The organism is Vibrio sp. JPW-9-11-11 (assembly GCF_013369335.1).
In the GTDB taxonomy this organism is placed as follows: Bacteria; Pseudomonadota; Gammaproteobacteria; order Enterobacterales; family Vibrionaceae; genus Vibrio.
Genome location: NZ_SZQJ01000007.1, coordinates 74,776 through 93,490, shown reverse-complemented (window position 1 = coordinate 93,490; position 18,715 = coordinate 74,776). Strand labels below are relative to the sequence as shown.

Here is an 18,715-nt window from a genome sequence, read left to right as displayed (position 1 = left end):
CGATTGCGCAAGCGATTGGTTTTGTTTTGGTGTTTATCGAATAACCAACAGCTTTGGTTAATGATCCCAATAAAGGTAGGTAACGTAACTGTTAACAGGAAGTTTAGGAGTCATTATTTATGCCTGAGATTATGTTATTTCCACTCAGTTCTGTGGTGTTACCTGAGGGGAAAATGCGCTTGAGAATCTTTGAACCTAGGTATAAGCGCTTAGTCTCTCAAGCGCTTAAGGGGGATGGTACGTTTGGCCTTTGCTTGTTCGATGGCTCTTTAGCTCCGTCTGGACAAGAGCTCTCTACAGTAGGCACTCTCGCCAAAATAACCGATTTTGAATCGCTAGAAGATGGTTTGTTGGGGATCTCTGTCACAGGGCTTAAGAAGTTTCGAATTAAGCGAGTACGGGTAGAGTTCGACGGTTTGCGTTTGGCGAGGGTGGAGTGGCTCCCTAACTGGGAGGTGGCCAATCTTGACCACCAATCGGAGTCGCTTAGTCAGCACCTTGGTGATATCTATCGTCAGTTTCCCGACTTAGGCGAACTATACCAACAGAGGTTTTTCGATGACGCCAGTTGGGTGAGTCAGCGCTGGCTGGAGATTTTACCAATCACAAACCAGCAGTTCGACACTCTGGCACAGCAGACAGATTGCTACGACGCGATCGAGTTTTTAAAACGTACGCTAGATAATAGTTATGTGCAGTGATCGCTGAGCGAACTATATCGTATACACTGGACAGAGAGCTCTCATTAAGGATATCGACATGGCTGAGATAGATACCCAAGCTTTTAAGAAAGCAGACTGGGCATCGTGTATGGAGAAAGTGAAACAGAAAGACAAACAGGCGTTTGCTTTGGTGTTCACTCATTTCTCGCCACGATTAAAACAGTTTGCTTATCGCCATATGGGCAATGAGCAGGTGGCGTTGGAAATTGTTCAAGATGCTTTGGCTACGGTTTGGCAAAAAAGCGCTCTGTTTGACGGTGAGAAAAGTTCATTATCGACTTGGATATACACGATTGCACGCAACTTGTGCTTTGACACGCTTCGTAAGCAGAAAGGGCGTGAAGCTCACATCCATTCTGAAGATATCTGGCCCAACGATTACTGCCCGCCAGACATGGTCGAGCATTACTCGCCAGAAACAGAAATGCTCAAGCAACAGATCGTCAAGTATCTGGACATTCTACCTGATGCTCAGCGCAAGGTGGTCAAAGCCGTCTATCTGGAGGAACTACCCCATCAACAGGTCGCAGATATGTTTGATATTCCGCTCGGAACGGTTAAGTCGCGATTACGGCTGGCGGTTGAGAAATTACGCAATACCATAGAGGCAGAGAAATTATGAGCTACCATCCACAAGACGAACTTCTCCAAGCTTACGCTCAGGGTACGCTGGATGATGTCAGTGCCTTTACGGTTGCCACCCACATTGAGGGTTGCCCACAGTGTCAGCGCAGTGTGGCACTGCTAGAGGCAAAGCACGGCGATGCATTGTGTGCGGCAGAGGTGGAAAGTCAAGACACCATGCAAGCGATGTTCGACCAAATCGTATCGCTGGAACAAAACGACGAGCCATTTCGTCCTCAGCGACAGCCCACCTATATTGAGGTGAACGGCAAATCATTTCGTCTGCCGCTTTCACTTTCTCGGTTTCGTGATCGCGTCGGTGAATGGAGAAGTTATGGTGGCAAAGTCTTCAGTGCGTCGGTCGATATCTCCAGCGATGCGCGGGTCAGCTTGATGTATATCGCCGAAAATGTGTCGATACCGCAACATACCCATAAAGGCTTGGAATCAACATTGGTCTTACATGGCGGTTTCAGTGACGAGGAAGGACATTACGAAGCGGGGGATTTCTTGCTTAAAGACGCTTCAGTGAAACACAGCCCCATGACCAAACAAGGCGAAGACTGCCTATGTTTGACGGTATTGACCGAGCCGATGATATTTACTCAGGGCGTTGCGCGTGTGTTTAACCTTTTCGGTAAAGGGATGTACCCATAATATTTTAATATCTTAATACCGAGAGAAAAAAGGCTTGGTTCTTCACCAAGCCTTTTGCTTTTTATTCGGCAGATGTGGCTTGCCGTTCTTGGTCGATATCCCGCTGCCGAGCTTTGTCGAGCATATCGGCAAAGTAATGGCGTAGCGAGTAAAGCATAATCAAGCTAGGGATGACCATGACCGCGGTGAGGATAAAGAAAGTCGACCAGTCATTGAGGTAATCGACCAACTCACCCGAGAATGACGCTAAGGTCGTTCGTCCGAAGTTACCCAGCGATGCGAGTAGGGCATATTGGGTGGCAGAGAACGCCTGTCCGGTCACCACGGTTAAGAAGGAAACAAAGGCCACCGTTGAAAATGCGGAGGTAAAGTTATCCACCACTAAGGTAGCAAGAAAGAGTTGCTCATTGGGCCCGACGGTAGCAATCCAAGAAAACATAAGATTGCTAGATGCCATCGCGACACCACCGATCATTAAGCCTCGGACAATACCAAATTTTACGTTGACCATACTGCCGATGAGGGTGAAGAGTATCGTTAACCCCCAACCAATCAGTTTCGAGTAGTAGCCAATTTGTTCGTTGGAAAAGCCGATCTCCTTATAAAAAGTGATCGACATTCGACCTAAGAAGGCTTCGCCAATTTTAAACAAAAACACAAACAGCAATAAGGTCAGGGCAACACGAAATCCGTTTCGCTTGAAAAATTCCAAAAAGGGCTCAACAACCGTCACCGTCAACCAAGCGATGGCTGGATTGCCCACCACTTGAGTGTGGCGACGCTCAGCGGCATCTTGCAGTGCATCGCGCTGGGTCTTAGGTTCTCCGACTAACAGAGTGAACAGCATCAGTACGCCGACAATTGCCGCCATCCCATAGTAGACCCCATTCCAACCAATCGCATCAGCATTGATGAATGCCAAGTAGCCTGGGACCGAGTATCCAGTCCACCAACCGATCACCGCCATTGCTGAGGCTTGCGGCAGCTTAGATGACTCGGATTTCGGAAAAGTATCAATACGGTAGGCATCAATTGCGATATCTTGCGTCGCGGAGGCGATTGCGATGCCCAGTGCCAACATGGACGTGAACATCAGATTCGTAGCCGGATCGACACCTGCAATGAAAAGTGTGCAGACCAGTACAACCGATTGGCACAGTAGTATCCAACTTCGGCGCTGTCCAAGTAGCGCATGGAGTAGCGGCAGTTTTACGCGGTCAACGAGAGGCGCCCATAAAAAGTTGATGGCATAGACGGCGAAAACGCTGCCAAAGTAGCCAATGGCCGCGCGGGTGAGTCCAGCGTCTTTCAACCAGCCTGACATGTTGGAACCGATCAGTACCCATGGAAAACCACTTGAACACCCGAGCATAAACACCCACATAAGGCGTCTATCCATATAACTGCGAATCGTCTCTAGCCAGGTCATCGAAGTGGAGTCAGAAGACATACACTAATCCTTGTTCAGTTTGAGGTCAGCAAGAAAAATAAGGCTCTAGCATTAGAGCTTGAGCCTTAGTGATTATTTAAGAAGCGTTGCTTTGGTGATGATAATTGGTTTGACAGGGACATCGCGGTAGCGTCCAACTGAATGCGTCGGTTGTTGCCCCATCTTCTGAATGACGTCGAAACCTTGTGTGACTTTACCAAACACGGCATAACCTGGTGGCCGTTGGTCATAGTCAAGAAAGTGATTATCTACCAAGTTGACAAAGAACTGACGAGTAGCGGAATTCGGGTTGTTGGTTCTAGCCATGGCAATCGTAGCACTGCTGTTTTTCAACCCGTTGGAGGCTTCGTTCTTAATCGGTGGATAAGTCGGCAATGATTGCATGTTTTGATCAAAGCCGCCTCCCTGGGCCATAAAGCCTGGGATCACGCGGTGGAACTGCGAGCCGACGTAACTGCCATCTTCAACATATTTGATAAAGTTGGCGACGGTCACTGGAGCTTTTTCTTGATTGAGCTCCACCGTAAACTGCCCCAAGCTTGTTTCAAACTCGACTTTAGGCCCGGCCAGCGCCATGCTGCTGACCAGTGCCAATGAGGCGACTGCGGTTTTCCACATTAGAAACGCTCCTGCATGTAGTTTTGCAGCTCACGGTCATTGGCGATCTCTTGCATCACTAGGTTAATGACGTCGTTGAGAACGTCTTCGATTTCATCATTTGAAGCGCTCAGAGCGCCAGTACGCTTGGCTGTTCCCGTGTAAGTTTTAACCAACTTTCCTTGCGGCGTTTCTGCTGTAACTTCAAGTACTACTTGGCCGTCCATCTGGTTTTCCATCACTGAATGCTTGACCGAAACCAGCGCTTGTTGCACTTCTACTTCGAGTGAGTTGACGCTGTTCACCGTGCTGCGGAAACCTTGAGATTGGAACTGTTCAAGGAGTGCGTTTTCGATTGAAATACGAACATTTTGCTTAGAATGAATGGGTTCGATGTTTGAACGACCACTATCAATAAGTGCGACATATTGTGCCGAACGTACATCTTTACTGGTCAGGGTGAAGGTTGCATCTTGAACTAAATCGCTATTGCTCAGAACAGCTTTTGGCATAAAGTTGATTTGCTCTTGCTGAGGAGCTGAACAAGCAGCGAGTAGTGCCATTGAAGCGGCTATAACCAGTTTTCTCATTGCAATTTCCTTTTTTGGTATTTCTGAGAGCTATAAATGCTCAGAAAGATAATAGTGGACTATTTAGTCGCTTGTAAAATAACAAATTTCTTGTTCGAGGCAATGACCTTTACTTTCGACTTGCCAAACAATCGCGCTAACTTTCCATCGTAGCCGAGGTGACGATTGCCGATAACTAATAATTGCCCACCAGAGGTGAGAATTTGCTTTGCATCACAGAACATCTGCCAAGCGATGTGATCTGTGATGGCGTGTTGCTGATGAAATGGAGGGTTGCACACAATCAGGTCAACGTCGATATCGTTAATATCATCCAGGCAGTTGTTGGCGATACAACGAAAGCGTCGTTCGCTGCCCAGATTGATGTTGAGGTTTTGCTGTGCCGATTCGACAGCCATAAAGCTTTCGTCGATGCAGGTCAGCTCAAGTTGTGGGTTGAGTTGTCCCAACTTGATTGACAATACGCCATTACCACAGCCTAAATCGAGTGCATGATTAAGGCGCTCATCTTGCGGAAGGTGCTGCAACATAAATCGCGCACCAAGGTCGAGACTTTCCCCTGAATATACATTGGGTAAATTGTTGAGCTTGATGTTTTCACCATCCACCGACCAGCAGGTATCTCGGCTTGCCGAGCGAGGCGTTTGACTGTTGGCTTGGCTGAACACTAGGCGGTGTTTTTTCCACGCTAAAGATGTTTTGGTTTCCCCAAGGTATTGCTCAAACAGCTTTAGGGTTGAACTATGGATCTCTTTAGCTTTATTGACAGCGATAACGGGTACGGCATCAGTCAAGGTGTTGCGCAGCTGACTGAGCTGCCACACTAAGTGGCGGTTGCTTTTAGGGAGTTGGACTAAAACCAAATCGGCATCAGAGGGGATCGGGTCCATAGTGGACGCAAATGTAATGTCGGGACAGTGGTTGAGCAGAAGGTTTTCCCGGGTCGCGCGCTGAGCGATGAATGAGTCACTCATCATAGTGATACGGTGTTGATGACTAAACCAACTACTTAAGGCGCCAAAGTTGTCATTGAGGATAACGATGTGCTGACCAGGATTCAGCTGCATAGCCTCGACGTGATTGATAAGGTACTCATCGCCAGCATCCCATGCTTGAAGAGTTTCGTTGGGACGCTTGGGATATCGATAAAGGGATAAAGTGCGCTCGTGCAGCGCTAACTCAGTTTTCATGTCGTTGTGGCACAGTGTGATCCATAATGGTGAGATTGTCGCAAAAGCGTGAGGTCGTGAAAACTAAAACCTTTAGCTTTACTGGTATCGAGTTTATTATTTAACACAAAGTTGTTGACTCTAATGGGGAAGCACAATGGTGCAGCAAGAGATCGAAAATAAATTACAGCAAAGTTTTAACCCAGCCCATTTAGAGGTGGTGAATGAGAGCTATATGCATAATGTTCCACCGGGTTCAGAGAGCCATTTCAAAGTCGTTATCGTCAGCGATGCCTTCTTAGACCAGCGTTTGATTGCACGCCACCGGCAGGTTAACCAAACTCTTGCTGACGAACTCGCCAACCACATTCATGCACTGTCTATTCACACATATACGCCTAAAGAGTGGCAGGATCAGCAAGGCACCGCCCCTGACAGCCCAATGTGTTTAGGTGGAACAAAATAGACGTGGTTTCTCTAGGGCAGTGTGACTGCCCTTTTGTTTGTCCCTGCTTAGAGTAGGTATTAACATGCTAGAAACAAATTGACACAATGATTGATTTTAAAACGAAATATTTCAGGGTATGAATGGATGTTTTAATACGAAATTACACTAATATCTCTGTTTGTGCGGTGGCTCAAAGTTATGACTATTCTTTAGCCTTTTGAACGCAATTCCTTCGAAATATCACGGTTTATCCTGTCATTCATCATGGCATCCAAATCAAAAAAGATGATAGACTATCGCACCTGATAAATCTCGCTGACTTCCTGTAGCGGGATTTTTAATAGGATGTTGCGATTTTGGTGTTTTAAACAGCGCCAAAACCGGACACTAGTGTCGTGTCTAAAAGTTACGCAATTAAAGAATCTTTTTCCCGATAAAAGTAGTGCAAGTGCGTATGATTACAATAAAGAAGGGTTTGGACCTTCCTATTGCAGGAACTCCTACCCAGGTGATTAATGATGGTAAGACCATCAAAAAAGTCGCCTTGCTTGGCGAAGAGTACGTCGGCATGCGTCCAACCATGCATGTTCGCGTAGGCGATGAAGTGAAAAAAGCTCAAGTTCTTTTTGAAGATAAAAAGAACCCGGGTGTTAAGTTCACTTCACCCGCAGCTGGTAAAGTGATCGAAGTTAACCGTGGCGCTAAGCGTGTCCTTCAATCTGTTGTGATTGAAGTGGCAGGTGAAGAGCAGGTAACGTTCGACAAGTTCGAAGCTGGTCAACTAGCAGGTTTAGACCGTGAAGCGGTAAAAACTCAGTTAGTTGAATCAGGTCTTTGGACCGCTTTACGTACTCGTCCGTTCAGCAAGGTTCCAGCAATCGAATCTTCTACTAAGGCTATTTTCGTTACAGCTATGGATACCAATCCACTAGCGGCTCAGCCTGAGTTGATCATCAATGAACAGCAAGAAGCGTTCGTCGCTGGTTTGGACCTACTTTCAACTTTGACTGACGGCAAGGTTTACGTATGTAAGTCTGGCACCAGTCTTCCTCGTTCTTCTCAATCAAATGTTGAAGAGCACGTTTTTGATGGCCCTCACCCAGCAGGTCTTGCTGGCACCCACATGCATTTTCTATCTCCAGTCAATGCAGAAAATGTGGCGTGGAGCATCAACTACCAAGACGTGATTGCGTTTGGTAAGTTGTTCCTAACTGGTGAACTTTACACTGACCGTGTTATTTCATTGGCTGGCCCAGTGGTTAATAACCCTCGTCTTATCCGTACAACGCTTGGTGCTAGCCTTGACGATGTAACAGATAGCGAACTAATGCCAGGTGAAGTTCGTGTGATTTCTGGTTCAGTACTCTCTGGTACTCATGCAACTGGTCCTCACGCTTACCTAGGTCGTTACCACGTACAGGTTTCTGTATTACGTGAAGGCCGTGAGAAGGAGCTATTCGGTTGGGCAATGCCTGGCAAGAATAAGTTCTCTGTCACTCGCTCATTCCTTGGTCATATCTTTAAAGGGCAGTTGTTCAACATGACAACGACCACTAATGGTAGTGACCGTTCGATGGTTCCAATTGGCAATTACGAACGTGTGTTGCCATTAGATATGGAACCGACACTGCTGCTTCGTGACCTCTGTGCCGGTGATACCGATAGCGCTCAAGCGCTCGGTGCACTTGAGCTGGATGAAGAAGATTTAGCATTGTGTACCTTTGTTTGTCCTGGTAAGTACGAGTACGGTGAGCTACTTCGTGAATGCCTAGATAAGATCGAGAAGGAAGGGTAATTTTCATGGCTCTTAAAAAGTTTCTTGAAGACATCGAGCATCACTTTGAACCAGGCGGTAAACATGAGAAATGGTTTGCTCTGTACGAAGCTGTAGCAACAGTTTTCTACACGCCGGGTCTAATTACAAAGAAAAGCTCGCACGTTCGTGATAGCGTTGACTTAAAACGCATCATGATCATGGTTTGGTTCGCGGTATTCCCAGCAATGTTCTGGGGTATGTACAACGCGGGTGGCCAAGCTATCGCTGCACTGACCCACATGCACGCTGGTGACCAACTAGCAGCAGTAGTCGCAGGCAATTGGCACTACTGGCTAACCGAAATGCTAGGCGGTACCATCGCCGCAGATGCAGGGGTTGGTAGCAAGATGCTGCTCGGTGCAACTTACTTCCTACCTATTTATGCCACAGTATTTATTGTCGGTGGTTTCTGGGAAGTGCTGTTCTGTATGGTGCGCAAGCATGAAGTTAACGAAGGTTTCTTTGTAACTTCTATCCTATTCGCACTTATCGTTCCACCAACTCTACCTCTATGGCAAGCAGCACTAGGTATTACCTTTGGTGTGGTTGTAGCGAAAGAAATCTTCGGTGGTACGGGGCGTAACTTCCTAAACCCAGCACTAGCAGGTCGTGCATTTCTCTTCTTCGCTTACCCAGCGCAAATCTCGGGTGACGTAGTGTGGACTGCCGCTGACGGTTTCTCTGGTGCGACGGCGCTAAGCCAATGGGCTCAAGGTGGTAACGGTGCTCTAGTTAACACTGTAACTGGCGCTCCGATCACTTGGATGGATGCCTTTATCGGTAACATCCCAGGCTCTATTGGTGAAGTTTCGACTCTGGCACTGATGATCGGTGCAGCGATGATCGTTTACATGCGAATCGCGTCATGGCGCATCATTGCCGGTGTCATGATCGGTATGATCGCAACGGCAACGCTGTTCAATGTGATCGGTTCTGATACGAATCCAATGTTCAACATGCCATGGCACTGGCACCTAGTTCTGGGTGGTTTTGCATTCGGTATGTTCTTTATGGCGACAGACCCTGTATCCGCTTCATTTACCAACAAAGGTAAGTGGTGGTACGGCGCGCTAATCGGTGCAATGTGTGTTCTGATCCGTGTAGTTAACCCAGCGTACCCAGAAGGTATGATGCTGGCGATTCTATTCGCGAACCTGTTTGCACCTCTGTTCGACCACTTAGTTATCGAGAAGAACATCAAGCGGAGACAAGCACGCTATGGCAAGTAATAACGACAGCATTAAAAAGACGCTGGGTGTTGTTATCGGGTTGAGCCTTGTTTGTTCAATCATCGTATCAACAGCAGCTGTAGGTCTGCGTGATAAGCAAAAAGCTAACGCTGTCCTAGATAAGCAATCAAAGATCGTTGAAGTTGCAGGCATTGACGCTAATGGTAAGAAAGTACCAGAGCTATTTGCTGAGTACATCGAACCTCGTCTGGTAGACCTTGAAACAGGTAATTTTACTGAAGGTAATGCATCTACGTACGATCAGCGTGAAGCATCAAAAGATGCAGAACGTTCAATCGCATTGACACCAGAAGACGACGTCGCTGATATCCGTCGTCGTGCGAATACAGCAGTGGTGTACTTAGTAAAAGACCAAGATGAAGTCCAAAAAGTTATCTTGCCTGTGCACGGTAAAGGACTGTGGTCGATGATGTATGCGTTTGTCGCCGTTGAAACTGACGGTAACACTGTGTCTGCTATTACTTACTACGAGCAAGGTGAAACTCCTGGACTTGGTGGTGAAGTAGAGAACCCTTCATGGCGCGATCAATTCATTGGCAAAAAATTGTACAATGACGATCATCAGCCAGCGATTAAGGTCGTGAAAGGCGGCGCACCGCAAGGTTCTGAGCATGGTGTTGATGGCCTGTCAGGTGCGACACTAACTAGTAACGGTGTTCAACACACATTTGACTTCTGGTTAGGCGATATGGGCTTTGGTCCATTCCTAGCAAAAGTTCGTGACGGAGGTCTGAACTAATGTCTAGTGCACAAAATGTTAAAAAGAGCATTCTAGCGCCTGTATTGGACAACAACCCAATCGCGCTTCAAGTTCTTGGTGTTTGTTCTGCGCTTGCAGTAACCACTAAGCTAGAGACTGCGTTTGTTATGACGCTAGCGGTAACATTTGTAACTGCTTTGTCTAACTTCTCGGTATCTTTAATCCGTAACCACATTCCTAACAGCGTACGTATCATCGTTCAGATGGCGATCATCGCTTCGCTAGTAATCGTGGTAGACCAAGTGCTAAAAGCTTACCTGTACGATATCTCTAAGCAGCTATCGGTATTCGTAGGTCTTATCATCACCAACTGTATCGTAATGGGTCGTGCTGAAGCATTCGCAATGAAGTCTGCGCCAGTACCTTCTCTTATTGACGGTATCGGTAACGGTCTAGGTTACGGTTTCGTTCTTATCACTGTAGGCTTCTTCCGTGAGCTATTTGGCTCAGGCAAACTATTTGGTCTGGAAGTACTGCCTCTAGTGAGCAATGGAGGTTGGTACCAGCCAAACGGCCTGATGCTGCTAGCACCATCTGCATTCTTCCTAATCGGCTTCCTAATCTGGGTAATCCGTATTCTGAAACCAGAACAAGTAGAAGCGAAGGAGTAAGGACGTCATGGAACATTACATTAGCTTATTAGTTAAATCGATTTTCATCGAAAACATGGCCCTGTCTTTCTTCTTGGGTATGTGTACGTTTCTTGCGGTATCTAAGAAAGTTAAGACCTCTTTTGGTTTAGGTGTTGCGGTTGTAGTCGTGCTGACTATCGCGGTTCCAGTAAACAACCTTGTTTACAATCTAGTTTTAAGAGAAAACGCTTTAGTTGAAGGTGTCGATCTTAGCTTCCTAAACTTCATCACCTTTATCGGTGTAATCGCCGCCCTTGTACAGATCCTAGAGATGGTTCTCGATCGTTTCTTCCCACCTCTGTACAACGCGCTAGGCATCTTCCTACCGCTGATCACTGTAAACTGTGCGATCTTCGGTGGTGTATCTTTCATGGTACAACGTGACTACAACTTTGCTGAATCTGTTGTTTACGGTTTCGGTTCTGGTGTGGGCTGGATGCTCGCTATCGTGGCTCTTGCAGGTATCCGAGAGAAGATGAAGTACTCTGACGTACCTCCTGGTCTACGTGGTCTTGGTATCACGTTTATCACTGTAGGTCTTATGGCGTTGGGCTTTATGTCTTTCTCTGGTGTTCAACTGTAAGTCGGGTAAACCGCAACAATTAAGGAATAGTCAATGGACATTATTCTTGGTGTAGTGATGTTTACTCTGATCGTACTCGCGCTAGTACTAGTGATTCTTTTCGCTAAGTCTAAGCTTGTACCAACAGGTGACATTACAATTTCTGTAAACGATGACCCGAATTTGGCGATCGTTACACAACCAGGCGGTAAGCTTCTGAGTGCTCTAGCTGGTGCTGGCGTATTCGTATCTTCTGCTTGTGGTGGCGGTGGCTCTTGTGGTCAGTGTCGCGTAAAAGTTAAATCAGGTGGTGGTGATATCCTACCAACCGAGCTTGACCATATTACTAAAGGTGAAGCGCGTGAAGGTGAGCGTCTAGCATGTCAAGTTGCAATGAAAACTGACATGGACATCGAACTTCCTGAAGAGATCTTCGGCGTTAAGAAGTGGGAATGTTCTGTTATCTCTAACGATAACAAAGCGACATTCATCAAAGAGCTTAAGCTACAAATTCCTGATGGCGAGTCAGTACCTTTCCGTGCTGGTGGTTACATCCAGATTGAAGCCCCAGCTCACCATGTGAAATACGCTGACTTCGATGTACCTGAAGAGTACCGCGAAGACTGGGACAAATTTAACCTGTTCCGTTATGAGTCAAAAGTAAACGAAGAGACTATCCGCGCTTACTCTATGGCCAACTACCCTGAAGAAGAAGGTATTATTATGCTGAACGTGCGTATTGCTACGCCGCCGCCTAATAATCCAGACGTTCCACCGGGTATCATGTCTTCATACATTTGGTCTCTTAAAGAGGGCGATAAGTGTACGATCTCTGGTCCATTTGGTGAGTTCTTCGCGAAAGACACTGACAACGAAATGGTCTTCGTTGGTGGTGGTGCAGGTATGGCGCCAATGCGTTCACATATCTTCGATCAACTTAAGCGTCTGAAGTCTACACGTAAGATGTCTTTCTGGTACGGTGCACGTTCTAAGCGCGAAATGTTCTACGTTGAAGACTTTGACGGCCTACAAGCTGAAAACGACAACTTCGTATGGCACTGTGCTCTGTCTGACCCTATGCCAGAAGATAACTGGGATGGTTACACAGGCTTCATCCACAACGTATTGTACGAAAACTATCTGAAGGATCATGAAGCGCCTGAAGACTGTGAGTACTACATGTGTGGTCCACCGATGATGAACGCTGCTGTTATCGGCATGCTCAAAGATCTTGGTGTCGAGGATGAAAACATCCTTCTAGATGACTTCGGTGGTTAATCCATCTAAGTGATTGAAATTTATGGCTGACTCTTGCGGGTCAGCCATTGTTTTTTTTTGAATATCAATTGATATAGAAAATCGGTTCATATCGACTCAACTTATTCTCTATATCCATTTCAATTTTCATAGGAGTTAAACAAGTGAAAAAGTGGCTTGTTGCTTTCGCTTCTCTTTTAGTTCTTGCCGGTTGTGAGCAGCCTGCGGAGCAAGTTCATCTTACTGGTCCTACAATGGGAACTAGCTACAATGTTAAATACATCGTAGCGGAAGGCGTTCCCGCCCCTGAACAAATTCAAGCCGAAGTTGATCGCTTGCTTGAGCAGGTCAATGACCAAATGTCGACCTATCGAAAAGACTCAGAGCTGAGTCGCTTCAATCAAAGTCAATCTTTAGAACCTTTTTCGGTCTCTCCTCAAACGGCTCACGTTGTGAATGAGGCGATTCGCCTTAACGGTCTTACACTAGGCGCATTGGATGTGACTGTTGGCCCTCTGGTTAACTTGTGGGGCTTTGGTCCTGAAGGTCGACCAGACGTCGTGCCAAGTGATGAAGAACTGGCTGAACGTCGTGCCAACATAGGTATCGAGCACCTTGAAGTAGCAGGTAATACACTGAGAAAAGACATTCCAAACCTATACGTAGACTTATCTACGATCGCAAAAGGTTGGGGAGTTGACGTCGTGGCCGATTACATCCAATCTCAAGGTGTCATGAACTATATGGTTGAAGTAGGCGGTGAGATGCGTGTTAAAGGCCTAAATCGTGAAGGCGTGCCTTGGCGTATCGCGATCGAAAAACCATCGGTGGAAGAGCGTGCTATCCAAGAGATCATCGAACCTGGCGATATGGCCGTTGCGACGTCTGGCGATTATCGTAATTACTTTGAACACGATGGTGTTCGTTACTCGCATATTATCAATCCAGAAACAGGTAGACCGATTGAACATAAAGTCGTATCTGTGACCGTGTTAGACCCATCATCGATGACCGCTGATGGTTTAGCCACAGGTTTAATGGTTCTTGGCGAGGAGAAGGGCATGCAGGTGGCGAATCAACACAATATACCTGTGCTGATGATTGTTAAGGCCGAAACTGGTTTTACCGAACTGACCTCTGACGCTTATAAACCGTATATCAAATAATAACCAACGAATGGGTATGCCATTATGAGTACATTTATTATTACTTTTGCCGTATTCATGGCAGTCATTGCCGCTATGGCGGTTGGCTACATATTTCAAAAGAAAGTCGTTAAAGGCAGTTGTGGTGGTTTGGGAGCGGTTGGCATTGAGAAGGTGTGTAACTGTCCTGAACCTTGTGATGCGCGCAAAAAACGAGAAGCGCGTGAGGCGGCCCGCGCAGAGAAACTCGCCGCTTGGGAAAAAGATCGTATTGCATAATCTTGTTCATAGACCCTGATGTAACAACCCGGCTTAGGCCGGGTTGTTTTTTATAGTTCAATGATGATAGAAGACAACGTGGAGTCTCATCGAGTGGTAGCGCGTGAAGCCTTGACTATACTCTCTGGATATCACGCAAGACAGAGAGGCTTTATGGAGTTACATCAACACACTATGGTGGAACTGTTTCAACAACTAGGGTTGGGAAGTACCGACGCTGAGATCAAACAGTTCGTCCTAGATCATCGTCAACATCGAGATACCGAATTGCTGCACGAGGCGAGCTTTTGGAGCGCAGCACAAGCGACCTTTCTTAAACAAGCCATTGAAGAAGATGCGGATTGGTCAGAATTAGTCGATCAGTTGGATGTGATGTTAAGACGATAACCAGAAAAGCGGCCGATGGCCGCTTTGCTAATACCGCTTACTGGCGGTCTGACAAACGGTAGTTTGCAGGCACTTCAAATGTGCTATCACGAACCCCTTCTTCTTTCACTGAAGTGACTTCGTAGACGTAGCGGATCAGCGCATCTTTTTGCCATTCACGGACTTTCTCGTCCACTTTTTTACTAAACAGATCGCCGACTAAGTCTGTCGCTGATTCGGTCAATCCATCGACACCATTGCTGAAGTCTAGCTTTGCGGTTGACGCCTTTATTTTCTCTTCCTGACAAGCGTTAGATTGTTGGAAAAACTCCATTTTCAAACTGAGTGGATAGCCTTTGATGACCTGGAGTTTGTCGAATACTGGGTTGATAGCATTAGGGTCAGTGCTTTCTATATCACCAGCAAATGCGCTAATGGCTTTGTAGCCATCTCGGCCCAAAATTCTTACAAGAGGGTGGTTGTCACCCACTGCGTTAAGATAATTGTCAGTGGCTTGCTGGTGAGTTTTCCATGCTTGTTTAAGGTTTGAATCTGGTTTAGCTGTCCAAACGCTAAAACGTAACAAATTCTGATCGGTTTTTTGCGTGTCATCTTCAAATACGACATGCCAAGTGACAGAGTACTCGTTCGTTTGCATGCCAGAAATGGTGCGTGTTTTACCTGTAGGCTTAACCTCAAACTCGTTTTTCTTTAGTGCCACCGAGCAACTCATCTCCTCATATGACGGTGACTCTTCTTCCTCTTCTTCAAACTCCTCAGTGAAACTAAACGTCGTACAACCCTCTAATGGACACTCACGATAAGTTTCTGAATCGTGATCGATTTCCCACAAAAGGTTACGCTCAAATCTGTACACATCGCTACGGTTAAAGTTAGCGAGACTACTCATGAAACTATCCGCTTCGAATTCTGACTGGATATGGCGCATGGAAGGGCGCGTGTAGGAGGTTTGAGATCCTTGACCGTCGGGCAGATAGAGCCCCGACATTGAGTACTTAGCTTTCACCACGGTGGTGGGGTTAATAGGTGTTGTGTCTTTGACGGGAGTGCTGCAAGCAGAAAGTAGTGCCGCAGATGCAACGATCATAAAAGCGGATGAAGTCTTGAGTGTCATTATTTTTTCCTATGAGCTGACATTGTTATTTGATGCTAGATAGCGCGCATAGTTTTCCATCAATTTGTTGAATATGTAAAACAATAATGTGATAAATGTGAATGAATCTCAGATTTAACTTTGATTCAGTCGTGTTGCGTGGTGTAGGGCTGCGAAGAGAGTTTTCACCTAGCTCGCATTTAGTTATACTGTTTTTATATACAGTTAAAGTGGTTTGGCGCATTATTATGAGTGACAAGATTCGCAAAATCATTCATGTCGATATGGATTGCTTCTATGCTGCCGTCGAAATGCGCGATAACCATAGCTATCGCGGCCGACCGCTAGCGGTTGGTGGGCATGAGAAGCAGCGAGGGGTATTGAGTACTTGTAACTATGAGGCTCGAAAGTTCGGTATCCGAAGTGCGATGCCTACCGCGAGAGCCTTGCAACTCTGTCCACACTTACTCGTGGTACCGGGAAGAATGGATGTGTACAAACAGGTCTCTGCACAAATTCGCGCGATTTTTGCCCGTTACACCCAATTAATTGAACCGCTATCGCTCGATGAAGCCTACCTCGATGTCACAGACTCCCTGCAATGTCATGGCTCGGCCACCTTGATTGCTGACGCTATTCGGCGTGATATTTTTAATGAGTTAAATCTTACTGCTTCGGCAGGGGTTGCCCCGGTGAAGTTTTTGGCCAAAGTCGCGTCCGATATGAATAAGCCCAATGGGCAATATGTGATTCCTCCAGATAAAGTTCAGCAAGAAGTGGATAAGCTGCCATTAGAGCGTATTCCTGGGGTCGGAAAAGTCAGTTTGGAGAAGCTTCACCAAGCTGGTTATTACCTCTGTGCTGATATCAAGAACAGCGACTACCGCAGTATATTGTTGCAGTTTGGCCGCCTAGGGGTATCGCTATGGAACAAGAGTCACGGCATAGACAACCGAGAAGTCGTAGTGGAAAGAGAGCGAAAGTCCGTAGGCGTCGAACGTACGTTTTCGCACAATATTTCTAGTTATGAGGAGTGTTGGCAGATCATTGAAAATAAACTCTACCCAGAACTTGAGCGTCGTTTGCTGAAATTCTCAGCGGATAGAGCAATCATTAAACAAGGGATTAAGGTCAAGTTTGCCGATTTTCAATTAACCACGATTGAACATGCGCACCCTTATCTCGAGCTGGATGACTTTAAGCAACTACTCCGCGATGTGTTAAAACGACAGCAGGGGCGAGAAATTCGCTTGCTCGGCTTAAGCGTGATGCTCAAGCCGGAAGAACTCACCAAGCAGCTCAGTTTTTTCTAGTGGCCTAAGAATTAGAGGCGTTCATTGGCAGTGATTCGCTCAATAACTTGAGTAAACCGGACGCTTTCCATCTTGGCAAAGCCCTCAAGGCTGCGCGCTTTTAGCTTACTCAGTCGTGGTGTTGAAATACCGCAGAGAAACTTGGCTTTGAGTGTGTTTGACAGCGGGCGTTCCGCGCGTTGGTTAAGTTGCTCTATCCACAGTGCTAACTGCTGATCATCAACATTTACAATCGGGCTGTCTGGTAATTGTGCCCCCTGACCGCGACATACACTACAATGGCCACATTGTGTTGGGGCTTGTGTGTCGCCAAAGTAACTGGCCAGAGCATGACTCAAACAAGATTGAGACTCAAACAACCTTAAAAGGCTATGGATACGCTCAACATCACTTCGCTCTTTTTCAGCAAACAGCTGCCACAATTTGTCTGTTAGGTTGGTTACAGGCTCTGATAGAGTATGAACACGATAGACTTCGGTCATCAGTTTGCTTTCTAGCTCAATCCAGCCTTTTTGATGGAAGTAATCAAGTGCGGCGATGGCACGTTGCCGCTCTCCAGCAAAGTGTTGCCATAGTGCCTCAAAATCAACTTGGCACCATACTTTAGCTTGAGTTGAGCAATCAAACAGAGCGCGAACAAATGCTTGTCGCTGTGGGTCAAACTGACTGATGATAGAGGTTTTGTCTTGAATGAACTTAAAGCGATAGTCGGCGAAGTAGCTGTATTGACTCGCTATGAGTGCGAACATTTCCATATAAACCAATAACGTTTTTAACGGCAGTTGACGAATATTGGTGTCATTGGATAAGCGAGAAATCACGACTTCCCAGTTCTCGCCCTGGCTTAAGGCGTGGTTGAGTAGAGCCTCGATCTCGTCGCGCTCTGGCGTATCACCATAGACGAAATTCTCCAATGTAGAGATGCCACTTTTGTTGCCAAGTAAAATGCAGTGAGAAAGCTGGCCATCTCGGCCCGCGCGGCCTATCTCTTGGGCGTAGTTTTCTATCGACTTCGGCATATCGTAATGAACAACGCAGCGAATATCTGCCTTGTCGACTCCCATACCAAACGCGATAGTGGCGACGATGATAGAAATTTCCCCCGACATAAATTGCTGCTGGATATGCTGGCGTACTTCATTATCGAGTCCCGCATGATAGGCTCGGCAATTGAGCCCAGAGTCGGACAGCAACTTAGTGACAGACTCTGAGGTACTTTGTAGGGTCACGTAGACGATGGTGGATTGGTTCGAATGCTCAGAGAGAATCGTTAGTAACTGGTCATTTTTCGCTTCATCAGCACAAGGAATCACGGTTAAATCTAAGTTGTTGCGATAAAACCCCGTGGTCACGACGTCTTGTGCGTCAATGGCAAACTTGCTTTGCATATCTTCGATGACTGCGTCGGTAGCAGTTGCAGTGAGCAGCAAACATTGTGGAATAGCAAACTCTTTTTGGTAGTGAGGGAGTTTTAGATAGTCGGGGCGAAAGTTATGCCCCCATTCAGAGATACAGTGCGCTTCGTCAACCACAAGTAGTGAGATGGGAATCTGTTTGATGAAGTGGCGAAAACGCTCGTTTTTGAGTCTTTCGACCGAGATCATGAGTATTTTCAGCTCACCGCTACGTGCTTGTTCCATCACTGTTTGAATTTCTTCGCGGCTCTGACTGGAATCGATAGAGGCTGCGCAGATGTTGTGCTGCTTAAGAAAAGCTAATTGATCTTTCATCAAGGCGAGCAGCGGCGAGATGACTAGCGTGAGGTGAGGCAGCATAAGTGCTGGGAGTTGGTAGCACAATGACTTTCCGGAACCAGTCGGAAAAATAGCGGCGCAAGAATGGCCAGCGAGTACGGCTTCAATGACTGGTCGCTGCCCTGTACGCAAACGCTCAAATCCAAAGCGAGCGTTAAGAGTGTCGTTGATTAAATCAGTGGTGGAAGCGTCGTTCATCGTCTACCTTTG

Annotated in this window: 20 protein-coding genes; 14 read left to right on the top strand and 6 right to left on the bottom strand. The window is 46.6% G+C overall.

Annotated features, from left to right (window positions below; translation table 11 throughout):
- Positions 1-119: 119 nt before the first annotated feature.
- The 3 genes from FCU94_RS10680 to FCU94_RS10670 are packed head-to-tail and all read left to right on the top strand — an operon-like array spanning position 120 to position 2,003.
- Positions 120-701, top strand: a complete 582-nt coding sequence (locus FCU94_RS10680) for an LON peptidase substrate-binding domain-containing protein (protein WP_176288532.1) — start codon at positions 120-122, stop codon at positions 699-701.
- Between the two features lie 58 nt (positions 702-759).
- Positions 760-1,344 carry a sigma-70 family RNA polymerase sigma factor gene (locus FCU94_RS10675; protein ID WP_176288531.1) on the top strand — a complete coding sequence of 195 codons (585 nt, stop codon included), beginning with the start codon at positions 760-762 and terminating at the stop codon, positions 1,342-1,344.
- Positions 1,341-2,003: a ChrR family anti-sigma-E factor gene (locus FCU94_RS10670; RefSeq protein ID WP_176288530.1), complete on the top strand. Its 663-nt coding sequence runs from the start codon at positions 1,341-1,343 to the stop codon at positions 2,001-2,003. The genes FCU94_RS10675 and FCU94_RS10670 overlap by 4 nt, the downstream gene beginning before the upstream one ends.
- Before the next feature lie 61 nt (positions 2,004-2,064).
- On the opposite strand, the gene FCU94_RS10665 is transcribed toward FCU94_RS10670, so the two are convergent.
- The 4 genes from FCU94_RS10665 to FCU94_RS10650 form a co-directional block, all read right to left on the bottom strand.
- Positions 2,065-3,453 carry an AmpG family muropeptide MFS transporter gene (locus tag FCU94_RS10665; protein WP_176288529.1) on the bottom strand — a complete coding sequence of 463 codons (1,389 nt, stop codon included), beginning with the start codon at positions 3,451-3,453 and terminating at the stop codon, positions 2,065-2,067.
- A gap of 72 nt (positions 3,454-3,525) precedes the next feature.
- Entirely contained in the window at positions 3,526-4,071 is a 546-nt protein-coding gene (locus FCU94_RS10660; RefSeq protein ID WP_176288528.1) for a peptidylprolyl isomerase, read from the bottom strand.
- Entirely contained in the window at positions 4,071-4,640 is a 570-nt protein-coding gene (locus FCU94_RS10655) for a YajG family lipoprotein (RefSeq protein WP_176288527.1), read from the bottom strand. Before FCU94_RS10655 ends, FCU94_RS10660 begins: the two co-directional genes overlap by 1 nt.
- A gap of 59 nt (positions 4,641-4,699) precedes the next feature.
- Positions 4,700-5,830 carry a methyltransferase gene (locus FCU94_RS10650; protein ID WP_176288526.1) on the bottom strand — a complete coding sequence of 377 codons (1,131 nt, stop codon included), beginning with the start codon at positions 5,828-5,830 and terminating at the stop codon, positions 4,700-4,702.
- A 136-nt stretch (positions 5,831-5,966) separates the two neighbouring features.
- Here FCU94_RS10650 and bolA point away from each other — a divergent pair, with 136 nt between their 5' ends.
- From bolA to FCU94_RS10600, 10 genes are all read left to right on the top strand, one after another.
- Positions 5,967-6,275, top strand: coding sequence for a transcriptional regulator BolA (bolA, locus tag FCU94_RS10645; RefSeq protein WP_176288525.1), 309 nt, complete (start codon positions 5,967-5,969; stop codon positions 6,273-6,275).
- Positions 6,276-6,711: 436 nt separating this feature from the next.
- Entirely contained in the window at positions 6,712-8,052 is a 1,341-nt protein-coding gene (locus tag FCU94_RS10640; protein WP_176288524.1) for a Na(+)-translocating NADH-quinone reductase subunit A, read from the top strand.
- A 5-nt stretch (positions 8,053-8,057) separates the two neighbouring features.
- On the top strand, positions 8,058-9,302 hold the full coding sequence (locus FCU94_RS10635) for an NADH:ubiquinone reductase (Na(+)-transporting) subunit B (protein WP_176288523.1): 1,245 nt from the start codon (positions 8,058-8,060) through the stop codon (positions 9,300-9,302).
- Complete coding sequence (locus FCU94_RS10630; protein ID WP_176288522.1) at positions 9,292-10,062, top strand: Na(+)-translocating NADH-quinone reductase subunit C; 771 nt, start codon at positions 9,292-9,294, stop codon at positions 10,060-10,062. Before FCU94_RS10635 ends, FCU94_RS10630 begins: the two co-directional genes overlap by 11 nt.
- Positions 10,062-10,694 carry an NADH:ubiquinone reductase (Na(+)-transporting) subunit D gene (locus tag FCU94_RS10625; protein ID WP_005380269.1) on the top strand — a complete coding sequence of 211 codons (633 nt, stop codon included), beginning with the start codon at positions 10,062-10,064 and terminating at the stop codon, positions 10,692-10,694. The genes FCU94_RS10630 and FCU94_RS10625 overlap by 1 nt, the downstream gene beginning before the upstream one ends.
- Positions 10,695-10,701: 7 nt before the next feature.
- Positions 10,702-11,298: an NADH:ubiquinone reductase (Na(+)-transporting) subunit E gene (nqrE, locus tag FCU94_RS10620; protein WP_014232790.1), complete on the top strand. Its 597-nt coding sequence runs from the start codon at positions 10,702-10,704 to the stop codon at positions 11,296-11,298.
- Positions 11,299-11,331: 33 nt separating this feature from the next.
- Positions 11,332-12,555, top strand: coding sequence for an NADH:ubiquinone reductase (Na(+)-transporting) subunit F (nqrF, locus tag FCU94_RS10615; protein ID WP_176288521.1), 1,224 nt, complete (start codon positions 11,332-11,334; stop codon positions 12,553-12,555).
- Between the two features lie 143 nt (positions 12,556-12,698).
- Entirely contained in the window at positions 12,699-13,700 is a 1,002-nt protein-coding gene (locus FCU94_RS10610; RefSeq protein ID WP_176288520.1) for an FAD:protein FMN transferase, read from the top strand.
- A gap of 24 nt (positions 13,701-13,724) precedes the next feature.
- Positions 13,725-13,958: a (Na+)-NQR maturation NqrM gene (gene nqrM, locus FCU94_RS10605; protein WP_176288519.1), complete on the top strand. Its 234-nt coding sequence runs from the start codon at positions 13,725-13,727 to the stop codon at positions 13,956-13,958.
- Positions 13,959-14,111: 153 nt separating this feature from the next.
- Positions 14,112-14,345 (top strand): DUF2789 family protein, encoded by a 234-nt coding sequence (locus tag FCU94_RS10600; RefSeq protein ID WP_176288518.1) that lies wholly within the window; start codon positions 14,112-14,114, stop codon positions 14,343-14,345.
- 37 nt (positions 14,346-14,382) lie between these two features.
- Here the strand turns inward: FCU94_RS10600 and FCU94_RS10595 are convergent, their stop codons facing one another.
- A complete protein-coding gene (locus FCU94_RS10595) occupies positions 14,383-15,459 on the bottom strand; it encodes a hypothetical protein (protein ID WP_176288517.1) in 1,077 nt (358 codons plus the stop codon).
- 227 nt (positions 15,460-15,686) lie between these two features.
- Between FCU94_RS10595 and dinB the strand changes: the two genes are divergently transcribed.
- A complete protein-coding gene (gene dinB / locus FCU94_RS10590) occupies positions 15,687-16,751 on the top strand; it encodes a DNA polymerase IV (RefSeq protein ID WP_176288516.1) in 1,065 nt (354 codons plus the stop codon).
- An 11-nt stretch (positions 16,752-16,762) separates the two neighbouring features.
- On the opposite strand, the gene FCU94_RS10585 is transcribed toward dinB, so the two are convergent.
- Positions 16,763-18,703 carry a RecQ family ATP-dependent DNA helicase gene (locus FCU94_RS10585; protein ID WP_176288515.1) on the bottom strand — a complete coding sequence of 647 codons (1,941 nt, stop codon included), beginning with the start codon at positions 18,701-18,703 and terminating at the stop codon, positions 16,763-16,765.
- Positions 18,704-18,715: the final 12 nt, after the last annotated feature.